The following is a 12573-nucleotide window of genomic DNA, read 5'->3' on the forward strand; positions in this document are numbered from 1 at the left end:
ACAGGTGAATTGTTAGACCGTAGAAGCGATAGAATGACGGTCGTGCCGACGCAACCCGACCGCGAGACGGTCATGGACGACCTGATCGACGCCCTCCGCCGTTTCACCGTGGAGAGCGACGTGTTCGTGGACGTCTTCGCCCGCGCGCACGGCCTCGGCCGCAGCGACCTGAACGCGATCATGTGGATCAGCGCCGGTACGTCCTCCGGCGACCCGATCACGGTCGGCGAGCTGGCCCAGCGCCTGCGCCTGAGCCCCGCCGCCGCGACGGCCCTGGTCGACCGGCTCGAGGCGGTGGGCCACGTCCGGCGTACGCGTGATCCTCAGGACCGCCGTCGCGTGACGGTCCGGATGAGCGAGACCGCGATGACCGTGGCGACCGCGTTCTTCGTGCCACTGGGCGGCCGCATGCGGGAGAGCGCGACCGGCTTCACCGAGGCTGAACTGGCCCGCGCCGCCGAGATCGTCCGCCGCATGACCGAGGCCGTGACCGCCGCGAGCCAGTCGCGCGGCTCCGATGCTCAGGAGGCGTGACCGGCGCCCTGGCTGAAGGAGGTGAGGGCGGCCCGAGCGACCACGTCACCCCGTTCCTGCACGAAATGGCCGGCGTCGGCGAGCACGAGCGGCGGCGGCGCTCCGCGGACCATCCGGTGCAGCCGGTCCATCGCCGGCACGCCGAGCACCGGGTCCTGAGCGCCGACCGCGAGGAAGCTCGGACCATCCCACGCCGACCAGAACTGCTGCGCCTCCCGCGAGACCTCGACGCCGGGCATGTCCGGATCGGTCATCACCAGCTGCGGGAACGCTCGCGCACCGGCCTTGTACGACGCGTCCGGGAACGGCGCGTCGTACGCCGCCGCCTCGGCCTCGGTCAGGTCCGGCACGCTGCGCTTGAGCAGCGCGCCGACCGCGAGGTCCGGGTGGGCCGCGACGTAGGCGCGCCAATCCTCGAAGCCCTTGCCCGGCGAGACTCCCAGGGCGAGACCGGTGTTCATGGCCAGCAGCCGGGACAGCCGCGGCGCGAACCCCGCGTCGATCGGCAGCGTCAGGCCGAGCAGACCGCCCCAGTCCTGCACGACCAGCGTGATGCGCGTCAGGTCGAGATGTTCCACCAGGCGCAGGAGATAGTTCCGGTGGAAGTCGAAGCTGTACACGTCCTGCTCGACCGGCTTGTCCGACCGGCCGAAACCGAAGAAGTCCGGCGCGACGACCCGCCCGCCGGCCGCCACGAAGACGGCGATCATCTTGCGGTAGAGGTACGCCCAGGTCGGCTCGCCGTGCAGCAACAGGTACGTGTTCGCGGCATCGCGCGGTCCGACGTCGACATAATGCGCCCGCAATCCCTCGAAACCGGGCAGATCCTCGACGTACGACGGCGGGTGGTCCCAGCCCGGCAGCCCGACGAAGCGTTCGTCCGGAGTGCGCAGCGCCTCAACCATGGGGTCCTCCCCAACCTTCGACGACACGTCGAGACCAGGCCACGGCAGAATGGGCCGGTGGACCGTCGTGCGAAACTCGCTCGTCCGTGGACGATGGCCGTGTTCACACTAGTCGTTCTCGGGGCGATCGCCGGGCTGCTCACCGTCGCCGAGCACCGCCGGCGGCAGGACGACGGCGGTCAGCGCGGCACCGTCGAGGTCACCGGCTGCGCGTTCGCCTCCTACGCCGTGCACGGCGACATCTACCGGTGCGGCGGCACCTTCACCGCCGACAACCAAACCTTCACCATTCCGTACGTCGCATTCAGTAACGCCGGACGGCTGGCCACCGGCCGGCGGGTGGCCGTGAGCGTCGCCGGCCCGGCCGCGACGACGGCCACCGAGGTGAGCGAGAGCCGCGCCCGGCTCATCATCACGCTCGGCGGCGCGCTCCTCCTGGCGGCAGTGCTGGCGGTGGTCTGGACACTGTGGCTCCGAGCCCGCGCCGCCACCCGCCCGTCGCCTACCGATCGGCGCTGACCCAGACCCGCAGCTCGCCGACCGGTTCAAACCCGCCGTCCCGGGCGGCCGCGAGGTCGTCCCCGCGCTCGTAGCCGACAAGCCGGCGGCCCGGGAAGTGCGCGCCGACCGCCTCGGCCAGTTCCGCCCAGTCGACGCTGTGCCCGGGCACGGCGTACACGTTCGACACGTCGACCACACCACTGCCCAGCCGGGCGACCGCGCCGGCCACGATGCGGTCGTCGACGTATCGGGCCAGGATGCGGAAGTGCGCACGCCGCAGCAGCGGCGGCAGCAGAACGTCGCGAGTGTCATGCCGGCCGGTCCATTCGGCGAGCTCGTCGGCGCCGGTCACGGCGACCCACTCGCCGGCCGTCCCGGATCGCCGAGCCGGCGCCGGTTCGCGGTGGATCCAGGTGGCCGAGAACAGCAGCTCCATGCCGTCGCCGGACAGGTCGATCGTGGCGAAGCTGTCCTTGACCCCGCCGCGATCCCGGCCCTCGAGGCGAGCGAGGACCTGGTCCGCGGTCACCCCGGGCTCGACGACCACCGCGGCCGAATGCAGCGGCGGCGGGGTGTCGAGCGCGCTCCAGAGCCCGTCGACCAGGATCGACCCGACCCCGTGCAGGGCGCAGAGGTCCTCGTACCACCCCACACTCGCATCGACCGCCGTGCGAAGCCGTGGATCCATGTCTCGACCCTCACCGGTCAGTAGCCGGTGCCGGCGTCGCCGCTGCCACTGCCGGCAAGCAGGATGGCCACGACGATGGCCGCGATCAGGGCCGCGGCGATGACGATCCACATGACGATGCGTCGAGTGGTCACGGAGACATTTCATCACGCCCAAGGGTTGACCTTGTCGCGGCGTCAAGGTGTCTGCTGGGAGGCATGCGGATCGGGGAACTCGCCGACCTCGTCGGTATCAGCACGCGGGCCATCCGGCACTACCACCGGGTCGGCCTGCTGCCCGAGCCCGCGCGGCGGACGAACGGCTACCGGGAGTACTCGCTGCGGGACGCCGTCGAGTTGGCTCGCGTCCGGCGCCTCGTCGAGCTCGGACTGAGCCTGGGCGAGGTGGGCGACGTCCTGGCCGGCGACGCCGACCGGGACCTCGCCGAGATCCTCCGCGAGCTCGACGCCGATCTGGCCGGCCAGGAGGCGGACATCCGCCGGCGCCGGGACCGGCTGGCCCAGCTGCTGCGGCAGGCCGAAGCGGGCATGCCCGCCGAGCAGGCGCCGGTCTCACCCGGACTGGCCGGGCTCTTCGGCCGGATGGCCGAGGCCGACGCGGGGCGGCACACGCCGGAATCGGCGACGGCGGCCAAAGATCGTGAGTTGATGGCGCTGCTGGAGACCGTGTCCGGCGCCCACGGCGCCGACTGGCTCGACGTGCTCACCCAGGAGCTGGGATCCGACCCGGAGGCGGTCGAAAGGGCGTACAAGCTCTACGCGCTTCTCGATGAGCTGGCCGGCGCGGCCGCCGACGATCCCCGGGTCGAGGCGGCGGCCGAGGCCATCGTGGCGGCCATCCCGGAGCCGGCCCGGCGGGCGATCCGGATTCCCGACGGCGCCTTCGAGGCGACGGATCACGGTTTCGCCGCCGCCTTCTACGCGGACTTCGCCCCGGCCCAGGCCGCCGCGATCCGCCTCGCCGTCGAGCTGATGAGGAAGTCGTCCGTGGCCGACGGGCCCGGTGCAGAAGAGGAGATCACACGATGACTTCGGAGACCGAGCTGATACGCGCCGCCTTCGAGGCGTTCAACGCCGGCGACGTCGCCGCGTGCATGGCGCTCACGTCACCCGACCTGATCATCAACCTGGCCGAGCTGCCCGAGCCCCGGCACGGACTCGAGGTGTGGCGGGAGGGCTTCGAGATGATGAGGCGCGCCTTCCCCGACCTGCAGGCGCACATCGAGGACATCGTCGCCGACGGCGACAAGGTCGCCCTTCGCCTGCGGTTCCGTGGCACCCACTCCGGCGAGTTCCTCGGCATCCCCGCCACCGGCCGCGCCATCGAGTACGTGAGCCACGAGTTCTACCGCATCGCGGACGGCCTCATCGCCGAGGAGTGGATCTGCTCCGACCTGGCCACCTTGTTCCGGCAGATCAGCTGACTCCACCGGATGGCCCCGTCGGTTCGCTCACGGCGCGGGGTGCCGCCGTGCGTAGTGGTCGTGGAGCAGGTCGCCGCCCCAGTCATCGCGCAGGTGCCGCCAGACGGAATGGGCGTGGTTGGCGCCGTCCTGGGTGTTGTCGTACTCGATGAGGAATTCGGGCGCGCGGACGCAGTAGTAGTGACCCTCGCCGGGCGTGGTCGGGCCTGCCCAGGCAAACCGGATCCGCTCCAGGCCCGCCGCCTCGGCGTCGCGCCAGCAGGCCAGCGCGTACGCCGCCGGGGCGCGGCCGAGGTATCGCCGGACCAACCGGCCGAGGATGTCCTGCTGCTCCGGATGCAGTTGGCCCCAGCCGATGCCGGTGGGCAGCACTGCCGGATCGGCCACTGGATCGGCCCGGGTGAGGATGTCATCCGGCGCGAGGCCCGAGCTGATGCCGAGCACCCGCTGGTCCGGATCGAACCCCGCGGCCAGCCGCCGAGCCAGGTCCTCCTCGGCGCCGAGGATCCGGCGGCCGGACGGAACGGTGGCCGGCTCCGAGCCGATGAAATGCGGTGTCACCGTAGTGCCGGCCGGCCCCACGACCACGTGGACGGCCAAATGGTGGCCGTTGATGCGCCAGCCCCACGGCTGGTCACCGTCCGGGTCGCCGAGCACCCGCAGCCAGTAACGATCCCCCGCCGGCGGTGAGCCGGTAGCCAGTTCCCGCCGGACTCGCTCGACCTCCACGGCGCCGAAGGCGAGGTCGCCGCCCTCCGGTGAGTGCGCGGACCTGAGCAGCTCCACCGCCAGGGTGTGCTGGGCATCGGTGAGATGCTCCATCGACAGGCCGGGCCGGTCGCCCGGCAGATAGGTCCAGCGCCGCAGGCCCGCGTCAGCGAGGTCGCCCCGAACGAGGCCGCGCTGCCGTTCGTCCAGACTCGCGAGAAGCGCAAGCGCACATCGCCGAGCGTCGATAGCTGCTGTCGTCATGCGCCGACGTTAGCCGCTCGAGTCACCCCGGCCGCCAGCGTGTCGTCACGGCCCGGCGACGAACCCTTCACCGAGCGCTCGCCCGGCATCTGAGCGCGTAGGCGCGTTCGGTGAACCTCGAGCGCCGTCGGACCGCCGAGGGTGTTCGTTGCCGCGTCCTTTGCTCTGCTTACCAATACGCGCAGTTCGGCCTGCCTGCGCAGGGCGGCTCGGGGTTTGGCCCGCTGAGCAGCTGCGCGTATGGGTAAGCAGAGCAAACGGTGCCCGGCGGCATAGTCGGCGTTCGGGATCGCACGAGTGGTTACCGATTCGTAGTAGGCCACAGGGTGATCACGTAGTCGCCCCGGACAAAGACCTCGGGCGTTTCCAGCGCGGCCACCGGGCTGCCGACCGCGGCCAGCCGCTGAGCAACGTCCACTTCGAACCGGGCGCACCGGCGCGCCGCCGGCGCCACCCGGGCCAGCACGTCGCAGGGCCGCAGACGCAGCTGTGCGCGGAACGCCCGGAGAGCGCGGGCCTCGGATCGTGTGGATCGGCTGTCCGATGCGAGCGTGAACCTGTCCGGCTGACGGCGGCGAGCCGGTATGTCCCCGCGTGAGGATCGACTCGTGACTACGCGGCCACAGCCGCCCCATCCGAGGAGATCCTTCATGTTCATCGCCATCCTGGACTTCAGCACAGCCGCCGCCGACCGTCCGGCCGCGCTTGCCCAGCTCGACAAGGAGCGCGGACAGGTGCAGGCCATGCCGGGCAACATCGCCTTCCGGGTCTACGCCGGCCGGGAGGACGACACCCAGGTCACCGTGGTGCACGAGTGGCAGGACGAGGAGTCGTTCGGCGGGTACCTGGGCTCGGCCTCGTTCGCCCGCTCGGGTGAGGTTCTCCGCCCGATGATGGCCGGGACGCCGGTGAGCCGTCGTTTCCGGGCCGAGCTGATGGAGACCGTGCGCTGACGCCGGCGCATACGATCAGCGCGTGCGAGAGCGTCGATGACCCGCCCGGCGTACAGCTTCGTGCGTACGTTCCCGGCCGAGCCCGAGCGTGAGCTGTGCGTTGACCGCCACTACCTGCTCTGCGCCTCGGCCGGGGTTCTGCGGCTGGAGGCCGAGGGGCAGGCGTGGCTGCTGCCGCCGGCCCGGGCGGCCCTCATCGAGGCGGGCCGGCCGATCCGGGTGAGCATCCCGCAGCCGGTCACGACCGCGTCGGTGCTGTTCGGCGCCGGGTTCGTCCCGGCGCCCCGGGCACCGCTGGCGGTGTTCGACCTGAACCGGCTGGCCGGCGCCCTGCTCGCGGAATGCGGCGACTGGGGTCCGAGCGAGGAGCCCCTCCCGGCGTACGCCGAGACGATGTTCGCGGCGCTGGCCGCGGTCTGCTGGCGGCTGGCCGAACGGCCGAGCCCGGTCGTCGTGCCGGCCGGCCGCTCACCCGAACTGCGCAAGGCATTGCGGCTGACCGAGCAGCGGCTCGGCGACGAGGCCCGGTTCGAGGACATCGCCGAGGAGGTGGGCCTGGCGCCGCGGTCGCTGGCCCGGCGGTTCGAGGACGAGACCGGCATGACCTGGCGGGCGGTCCTGCGCCGGATGCGGATACTGGCCGCGGTCGAAAAGCTGGCCGACAACGACCTCCCGATCACCGCGATCGCGTTCAGCGTCGGCTACAACTCGTTGTCGGCGTTCAACGCGGCGTTCCGCGAGCTGACCGGGCGCACCCCCACGCAGTACCGGCTCAGCTTCCGCCCTTGAGAAGACGGCCGGCCTTGAGAGGATGGCCGGCATGACATTGCCTGCTCTTCCCGAGGAGTCCTTCCAGCGCGTGCTCTGCGTCGTCGCGCACCCCGACGACATGGAGTACGGCACGTCCGCGGCCGTCGCGCGCTGGACCGCCCGCGGCATCGACGTCGGCTATCTCCTGCTCACCCGCGGCGAGGCCGGCATGCCGAACCCTCCCGAGGAGACGGCACGCCTGCGTGCCGCCGAGCAGAAAGCCGCCTGCGCGGTCGTCGGCGTCGAGCACCTGACGATCCTCGACCATCCGGACGGGGTGCTCGTCTACGGCCTCGACCTGCGCCGGGACATCTGCCGGGAGATCCGCCGGTTCAAGCCCGACGTCGTGCTCGGTTCCAGCTACGAGATTCAGACGCCCTTCGGCTTCGACCAGGCCGACCACCGGGCGGTGGGGCTCGCGACGCTGGACGCGGTGCGCGACGCGGGCAACCGGTGGGTCTTCCCGGAGCAGATCGACGACGAGAAGCTGGAACCGCACTCCGCACGCTGGTACATCGTCCCCGGCCTGCCCGGCTCCGGAGCGACCCACGGCGTCGAGGTCACGGGTGAACCGCTGCGCCGCGGCGTCGCCTCGCTCGAGGCGCATGCCGCCTACCTCGCCGCGCTCCCGGGCCATCCCGCTCCTGCCGACTTCATCCCGATGTTCGCCACGATGGGCGGAAAGGCCATGGGAGTCGAGCACGCGGTCCTGTTCCGCGCCCACGACCTGCAGGCACCTCCGGCGCTCTTCACCGAGGCGACGACGGACTGACTCAAGGCCCTCAATCATTCACAAGCAGATCCGCCCGTACGCCGAGAAGCCGCACCGGGCGGTCCAGTTCGAACTTCGTGAGGACCGTCAGCGCGGCGTGCGCGATCACGTCGGGGTCGGTGGTCGGGCCGTCGCGCAGTTTCGCCTCGCGGGTCTGGGTGAAGAACGAGGCGGTCCGCACCTTCACCCCGACCCGGATCACCCGCCGGCCGGCCGCGACCACCTCCGCGCCGAGCGCCCGGGCCAGCGCGGTGACCTGCTCCTCGATCTCGGTGCGCTCGGTCAGGTCGCGGTCGAACGTGACCTCCTTGCTGCGCGACCGTGCGACCCACGGTTCCGTCACCACCTCGGTGTCGCCGCCGCCGCGGGCGATGACGACCAGCCACGTGGCGGCGCGCGGCGTGAAGCGCGGCGCGAGTGTCTCGAGGCCGGCCGCCGCGAGATCGGCAACGGTCTCGATGCCGAGCTCTTCGAGCTTCTTGACCGTTTTGGGGCCGACACCCCACAACTCGCCGACCGGCCGGCCGCCCATCACCGGCATCCACGTCTCGCCGGTCAGGGTGGCAATGCCGGACGGGTCCTTCTTGGCGAACCGCGCCGCGATCTTCGCCTGGTTCTTGTTACGGCCGATCCCGATCGCACAGGTCAGCCCGACCTCGTCGAGAACCGCCGCCTTGAGGTCGGCCGCCAGTCGCTGCGGATCGTCGATGTCACCGCCGACGAACGCCTCATCCAGGCCCCACACTTCCAGGCGTACGGGAAAAGCTCGTAACGTCTCCATCACCCGGGCCGACGCCCTTTGGTAGGCCGGCATGTCCATGGGGAGAAACACGGCGTCCGGGCATTTGCGGGCCGCCATCCGGATCGGCATCCCCGAGTGCACGCCAAACTCCCGAGCCTCCCGCGACGCGGTAGCCACCACCGCCCGCGCCTGCGCCGGATCGCCCGCACCACCCACGATCACCGGCCGCCCGCGCAACTCGGGCCGCCGCAGCACCTCGACCGAGGCGAAGAACTGGTCGAGGTCGACGTGCAACAGCCAGACGCCGGTCACCGCACCAGTATGGTCACCCCGCCCAGCAGACCCGAGGACAATTGGCGATGCGTAGTCGGGTGCCACCTTCGGCGTCGTCTGAGCGCTATCGGCGGCAAATCAGGGCGTCGCGGCGAGCAGCCTTTCGACGATGTCGGCCAGTTCTTCGGTCGGTCGCCGGCCGTCGAGTTCGGCGGTTGCGCCGCGACGCAGTAGGGGCTCCACGTCGCTCAGATGACGCTTGATCTGCGCCTGCTCCGCGGCCGTCTTTCCGTATGGGTTGTCCGGCCGCCTCGCGACGCGGTCGAGAAGAACACTCAATGGTGCGCTCAAGAGCACCACCTGCTCGAACTGTTCGTAGAAGAGGCCCTGGTTCTCCACGGTCCCCGAGACGACGATTTCACGGTGCTCGACGAGCAAGGCGGCCATACGCAGCTCGTCCCAAGTGCCGTCCGGCAACGTCCAGCCGTCGTAGTCGGTGTCGACGACGGGATAGCCGCGCCGTGACATCTCCGCCAGCAGCGTGCTCTTACCTACGCCCGACATACCCGTTATCAATACCCGTGCCACAGCGCGACTCCAGGGGTCCGAAACAACCTCATCACAAGGGCTCGCTCGTGCGACCTAGCATGTCTGCATGCGACGCTTCCAGGATGAGGACCTCGCCGGCGCGGAATTCCGCGAGTGCGACCTGAGCAGGGCGCGGATGGTCGGCGTGGTCATGCAGGACGCCGAGATCGACGGCCTGGTCACCAATCTTGTGGTCAACGGGGTCGAGGTGATGCCCTACGTCGAGGCGGAACTCGACCGTCGTCACCCGGTACGGCTGCTGATCCGCTCAGATCAGCCGGACGACCTGCGCGAGGCCTGGCGGCAACTGCGCGACGATTGGGCCACGACTGCCGAGCGAGTTCGGTCCATGCCCGACAACAGCGAACACCAAGGCGTCGACGGCGAGTGGTCGATGGTCGAAACCCTGCGCCACCTGGTCTTCGTGCACGACTCATGGTTCCGGCGCTGCGTGCTCGGCCTCACCGAGCCGTTCACGGCCATGGGACTGGGTCCACCGGTCGTCATGGACCAGGGGGACGGGCTCGACCCGGCCGCCCAGCCGAGTCTCGACGAGGTGCTCGCCGTACGAGTCCGGCAGGCTTCAGAGATCGAGACCTGGCTGGCCGAGGTCACGCCCGATCAGCTCGCGAAGACCGCGCCGGTCCCGGACGACGACAGATGGCCCCCGTACGCCAGGGGGCGCACCGTGCGGCGATGCCTCGGCACCGTGCTCGACGAGGAATGGGCTCACCACCGGTTCTGCCAGCGTGACCTGGACAAACTGTCGCATCAGGGTTCATGACCGAACTCGTTGTCCACACCGGCCTCGGTGACGGTGATCGTGCCGATCACGGCGGGTTCGGGGGCTTGGCCTTCTGCGGGTAGATCGTCTCGTGGCGGGCCAGCATGGCGACGAACTCGCTGATCTTTCGCTCGCGGGTCTCCGCCCGTTTGACGGCATTGACGCGGTAGATGAGAGAGAACCGGTTGGTCTTGGTGAGTACGTCGAACATGGCCTGGGCGGCCGGGACGGCGGCGATGGCGGCGAGGAGGTCGGCCGGCGCCTCGGCTTCCGACACCGGGGCGTAGGCCGTCGCCCACCGCCCGTCCGCTTTCGCGGCGTCGACCGCGGCGCGGCCCGCCGGCAGCATTCGGCCTTGTTCTTCCAGCCGGGCCACGTGGGCGACGTTGCGTTGTGACCAGACGCTGCGGGGCCGGCGAGGGGTGAACCGGATCCACGAGGACTCCTGATCCCGTTTCCGGGCCTGCCCGTCGATCCAGCCGAAGCACAGCGCCTCGTCGACCGCCTGCTGCCAGGTCAGCGTGGTGACTACGCCACCCTTCTTGGTCAGGGCCAGCCAGACGCCGGGCGACGTGGCGTGGTTGGCCGACAACCACGCGCGCAGCGCCTCGGCGTCCGCGACGATCAACTCATCCAGCTCGGCGCTCCCCATGACGGCAGGCTAACCGACACGACGAGGTCAGGCGGGACGCTAGAGGCCGACCGACTCGCCGAGCGGAATGCGGGCGTAGTCGGTATTGCCCTTCGCGCCCAGCCACCAGTCGAAACTCTCCACGCCGACCTCGCTCAGATGGGCGTCATGGATGGGAAACGCCCGACCCGGCCTGACCGCGCGGACGAACTCGATGGCCTCGCCCAGCTTCAGCCACGGGCCGGACGCCGGTACGAGCAGCGTGTCGACCGCCTCGGCCGGGGCGAACAGCGAGTCTCCCGGGTGGTAGACGCCGTCGACGATGAAGCCGACGTTGGGGCATCCGGGCAGGCCGTCGACTATCTCGGCGTGCTCGCCGCCGACGACCCGCACGGTGAAGCCGGCCGCGGTGAAGGTTTCACCGACGCTGACGGGGTCTGCTCCCAGCGCCTCGGCCAGGGCGGGATGGGTGTAGACGGCCAACGCCGGGTTGCTGTCGCGGGCCGCCCGGAGTTTGTCGACATCGATGTGGTCGTCGTGCTCATGGGTGATGAGGACGGCGGTCGCACCGGCCATCGACTCCGGCCCGGACAGGGTGCCCGGATCGATCACCAGCACTCGGTCGTCGCCGCTTTCGAGGCGCACGCAGGCGTGGCCGTGTTTCGTCAAACGCATCCGATCAAGCTAGCGGCGAAGCGTAAACGGGGCAGCGCCGGCCTGTCCCGTGGTGCCAGAATCTGCGGCCGTGGATGAGATCGACACGGCCGTCGCGCCGCGGGGAGCGCGCCCGCCGCGCGAGTGGGAAGTGCAGACCGTCGTGCTGATGGTGGCGGTCTGGTGTGCCGCAGGGCTGGGCATTCTGCTGCTGGTCAGCGACCTGGCGGTGCGATCCTTCCTGCTCACCGACGGGGTGAACGGACTGTCCCCGCTGGTCGGGTGGATCCTGGACAACGGCGACGCGATCAGCGTCCTGTACCTGCTGCTGGGCTTCGGCTACCTGGCCGGGTTCGTCCTGTGGCGCCGGCGCACCAAGGAGATGCTGGACTCCGTCGGCGAGGAGAACCCGCACACGCTGTGGCACTGGAGCGTCACGGCCTGGTATTTCACCCTCGCCGCGTCCATCATGATCCGCTTCGCCAACAATCCGGACTCCCCCGACGACTCCGCGTCGTACACCTCGGTCTCGAACGTCTCGGCCTCCGTCCTGGACACCCCCGAGGAGCGCCTGGCGTCCTGGCTGGCCTGGGATGCCGCGCAGATCGGCGCCCGGCTGGTCGCGCTGACGTTCCTGCTGATCGCCGTGTGGCAGATCCGGGAGCAGGTACGCGAGCGGGTAGCGGCCGCGGGCGTGGTGCTCCGGGTCCGGGACATGGCGCGCCCGTCCGCGATGCCGCTGCCGGCGGCCGCCCGCCCGGCGCCACCGGCGGCCCGGCCGACCGGCCTCCCGCCGGCCGACGAGGACTTCTGGCGCCGCGTCGCCGCCCTGGCCACCGGACGGCGCGCCGGGATCGCCGTGCTGGAAACCACCGACGGCCTGGCGCACCGCTGGCTCCTCGTGCCCGAGAGCGGCGACCTCGGCGCGGTGCGCTCGGCGGTCGCGCCGGGCGCGGTCGTGACGGCGTACCAGGAGCCGCCCGACGCGACCGAGACGAAGGGCTTCACCCCGCTGCCCGCCGGCGAGTACCACGGCTTCCTCGAGGACGCCGATTCCGGGGCGCTCTGGTACCAGTCGGTCAAACCGAACCGGGTCGCCGCCTTCCTGGCCCGCGCCCGCCGCGCCCGCCGGTGGGCGCTCTACCCGGCGAACAGCCCCGAGAACCCGGCGGGCAGCCCCGAGAACCCAGCGAACAGCCGCGAGGCCATGATCGCCGTGGTGCCGTAAGCCGGCGACCCGGCGACCCGGCGACCCGGCGACCCGGCGACCCGGCGACCCGGCGACCCGGCGACGCCGCCGCGTCGGATAAACGGCATGTCGCCTTTGACTGGGCGTCGCGGTG

Annotated in this window: 16 protein-coding genes; 9 read left to right on the forward strand and 7 right to left on the reverse strand. The window is 70.9% G+C overall.

Annotated features, from left to right (window positions below; all coding sequences use genetic code 11):
- The first annotated feature begins 33 nt into the window (after nucleotides 1-33).
- Nucleotides 34-534, forward strand: a complete 501-nt coding sequence (locus A3CQ_RS0150015) for a MarR family winged helix-turn-helix transcriptional regulator (RefSeq protein ID WP_020518531.1) — start codon at nucleotides 34-36, stop codon at nucleotides 532-534.
- Here A3CQ_RS0150015 and A3CQ_RS0150020 read toward each other — a convergent pair.
- Nucleotides 522-1439 carry a haloalkane dehalogenase gene (locus tag A3CQ_RS0150020; RefSeq protein WP_020518532.1) on the reverse strand — a complete coding sequence of 306 codons (918 nt, stop codon included), beginning with the start codon at nucleotides 1437-1439 and terminating at the stop codon, nucleotides 522-524. The two genes, A3CQ_RS0150015 and A3CQ_RS0150020, sit on opposite strands and share 13 nt — an antisense overlap.
- 99 nt (nucleotides 1440-1538) lie before the next feature.
- On the opposite strand from A3CQ_RS0150020, the gene A3CQ_RS0150025 reads away from it, so the two are divergent.
- Complete coding sequence (locus A3CQ_RS0150025) at nucleotides 1539-1958, forward strand: hypothetical protein (RefSeq protein WP_157297276.1); 420 nt, start codon at nucleotides 1539-1541, stop codon at nucleotides 1956-1958.
- On the opposite strand, the gene A3CQ_RS56835 is transcribed toward A3CQ_RS0150025, so the two are convergent.
- A complete protein-coding gene (locus A3CQ_RS56835; RefSeq protein WP_157297278.1) occupies nucleotides 1942-2628 on the reverse strand; it encodes a hypothetical protein in 687 nt (228 codons plus the stop codon). The genes A3CQ_RS0150025 and A3CQ_RS56835 overlap by 17 nt on opposite strands.
- A 197-nt stretch (nucleotides 2629-2825) precedes the next feature.
- Here A3CQ_RS56835 and A3CQ_RS0150040 point away from each other — a divergent pair, with 197 nt between their 5' ends.
- Complete coding sequence (locus tag A3CQ_RS0150040; RefSeq protein ID WP_020518536.1) at nucleotides 2826-3656, forward strand: MerR family transcriptional regulator; 831 nt, start codon at nucleotides 2826-2828, stop codon at nucleotides 3654-3656.
- Nucleotides 3653-4051 (forward strand): ester cyclase, encoded by a 399-nt coding sequence (locus tag A3CQ_RS0150045; RefSeq protein ID WP_020518537.1) that lies wholly within the window; start codon nucleotides 3653-3655, stop codon nucleotides 4049-4051. Before A3CQ_RS0150040 ends, A3CQ_RS0150045 begins: the two co-directional genes overlap by 4 nt.
- Before the next feature lie 27 nt (nucleotides 4052-4078).
- Here the strand turns inward: A3CQ_RS0150045 and A3CQ_RS0150050 are convergent, their stop codons facing one another.
- Nucleotides 4079-5023: a DUF3500 domain-containing protein gene (locus A3CQ_RS0150050; protein ID WP_040434339.1), complete on the reverse strand. Its 945-nt coding sequence runs from the start codon at nucleotides 5021-5023 to the stop codon at nucleotides 4079-4081.
- Between the two features lie 650 nt (nucleotides 5024-5673).
- Here A3CQ_RS0150050 and A3CQ_RS0150060 point away from each other — a divergent pair.
- Genes A3CQ_RS0150060 through A3CQ_RS0150070 form a run of 3 tightly spaced genes read left to right on the forward strand, consistent with a single transcriptional unit; the run spans nucleotide 5674 to nucleotide 7558 of the window.
- Nucleotides 5674-5976 (forward strand): putative quinol monooxygenase, encoded by a 303-nt coding sequence (locus A3CQ_RS0150060; RefSeq protein ID WP_020518540.1) that lies wholly within the window; start codon nucleotides 5674-5676, stop codon nucleotides 5974-5976.
- Nucleotides 5977-6012: 36 nt separating this feature from the next.
- Complete coding sequence (locus tag A3CQ_RS0150065; RefSeq protein ID WP_020518541.1) at nucleotides 6013-6765, forward strand: AraC family transcriptional regulator; 753 nt, start codon at nucleotides 6013-6015, stop codon at nucleotides 6763-6765.
- A 31-nt stretch (nucleotides 6766-6796) separates the two neighbouring features.
- Entirely contained in the window at nucleotides 6797-7558 is a 762-nt protein-coding gene (locus A3CQ_RS0150070; protein WP_211216835.1) for a PIG-L deacetylase family protein, read from the forward strand.
- A gap of 10 nt (nucleotides 7559-7568) precedes the next feature.
- On the opposite strand, the gene A3CQ_RS0150075 is transcribed toward A3CQ_RS0150070, so the two are convergent.
- The gene (locus A3CQ_RS0150075) at nucleotides 7569-8612 is read right to left on the reverse strand and encodes a DNA polymerase IV (protein WP_020518543.1); all 1044 of its coding nucleotides are present in this window, start codon (nucleotides 8610-8612) and stop codon (nucleotides 7569-7571) included.
- A gap of 99 nt (nucleotides 8613-8711) precedes the next feature.
- Entirely contained in the window at nucleotides 8712-9161 is a 450-nt protein-coding gene (locus tag A3CQ_RS0150080; protein WP_026207102.1) for an ATP-binding protein, read from the reverse strand.
- Nucleotides 9162-9228: 67 nt separating this feature from the next.
- Here A3CQ_RS0150080 and A3CQ_RS0150085 point away from each other — a divergent pair, with 67 nt between their 5' ends.
- Nucleotides 9229-9945, forward strand: coding sequence for a DinB family protein (locus tag A3CQ_RS0150085; protein ID WP_020518545.1), 717 nt, complete (start codon nucleotides 9229-9231; stop codon nucleotides 9943-9945).
- Between the two features lie 46 nt (nucleotides 9946-9991).
- Here A3CQ_RS0150085 and A3CQ_RS0150090 read toward each other — a convergent pair whose 3' ends face one another.
- Together A3CQ_RS0150090 and A3CQ_RS0150095 are read right to left on the reverse strand one after the other, a co-directional pair.
- Nucleotides 9992-10597 carry a YdeI/OmpD-associated family protein gene (locus A3CQ_RS0150090; protein WP_020518546.1) on the reverse strand — a complete coding sequence of 202 codons (606 nt, stop codon included), beginning with the start codon at nucleotides 10595-10597 and terminating at the stop codon, nucleotides 9992-9994.
- A gap of 39 nt (nucleotides 10598-10636) precedes the next feature.
- Nucleotides 10637-11251: an MBL fold metallo-hydrolase gene (locus A3CQ_RS0150095; RefSeq protein WP_026207103.1), complete on the reverse strand. Its 615-nt coding sequence runs from the start codon at nucleotides 11249-11251 to the stop codon at nucleotides 10637-10639.
- A gap of 70 nt (nucleotides 11252-11321) precedes the next feature.
- Here A3CQ_RS0150095 and A3CQ_RS0150100 point away from each other — a divergent pair, with 70 nt between their 5' ends.
- The gene (locus A3CQ_RS0150100; protein WP_020518548.1) at nucleotides 11322-12458 is read left to right on the forward strand and encodes a hypothetical protein; all 1137 of its coding nucleotides are present in this window, start codon (nucleotides 11322-11324) and stop codon (nucleotides 12456-12458) included.
- Nucleotides 12459-12573: the final 115 nt, after the last annotated feature.

Source organism: Paractinoplanes globisporus DSM 43857 (assembly GCF_000379645.1).
In the GTDB taxonomy this organism is placed as follows: domain Bacteria; phylum Actinomycetota; class Actinomycetes; order Mycobacteriales; family Micromonosporaceae; genus Actinoplanes; species Actinoplanes globisporus.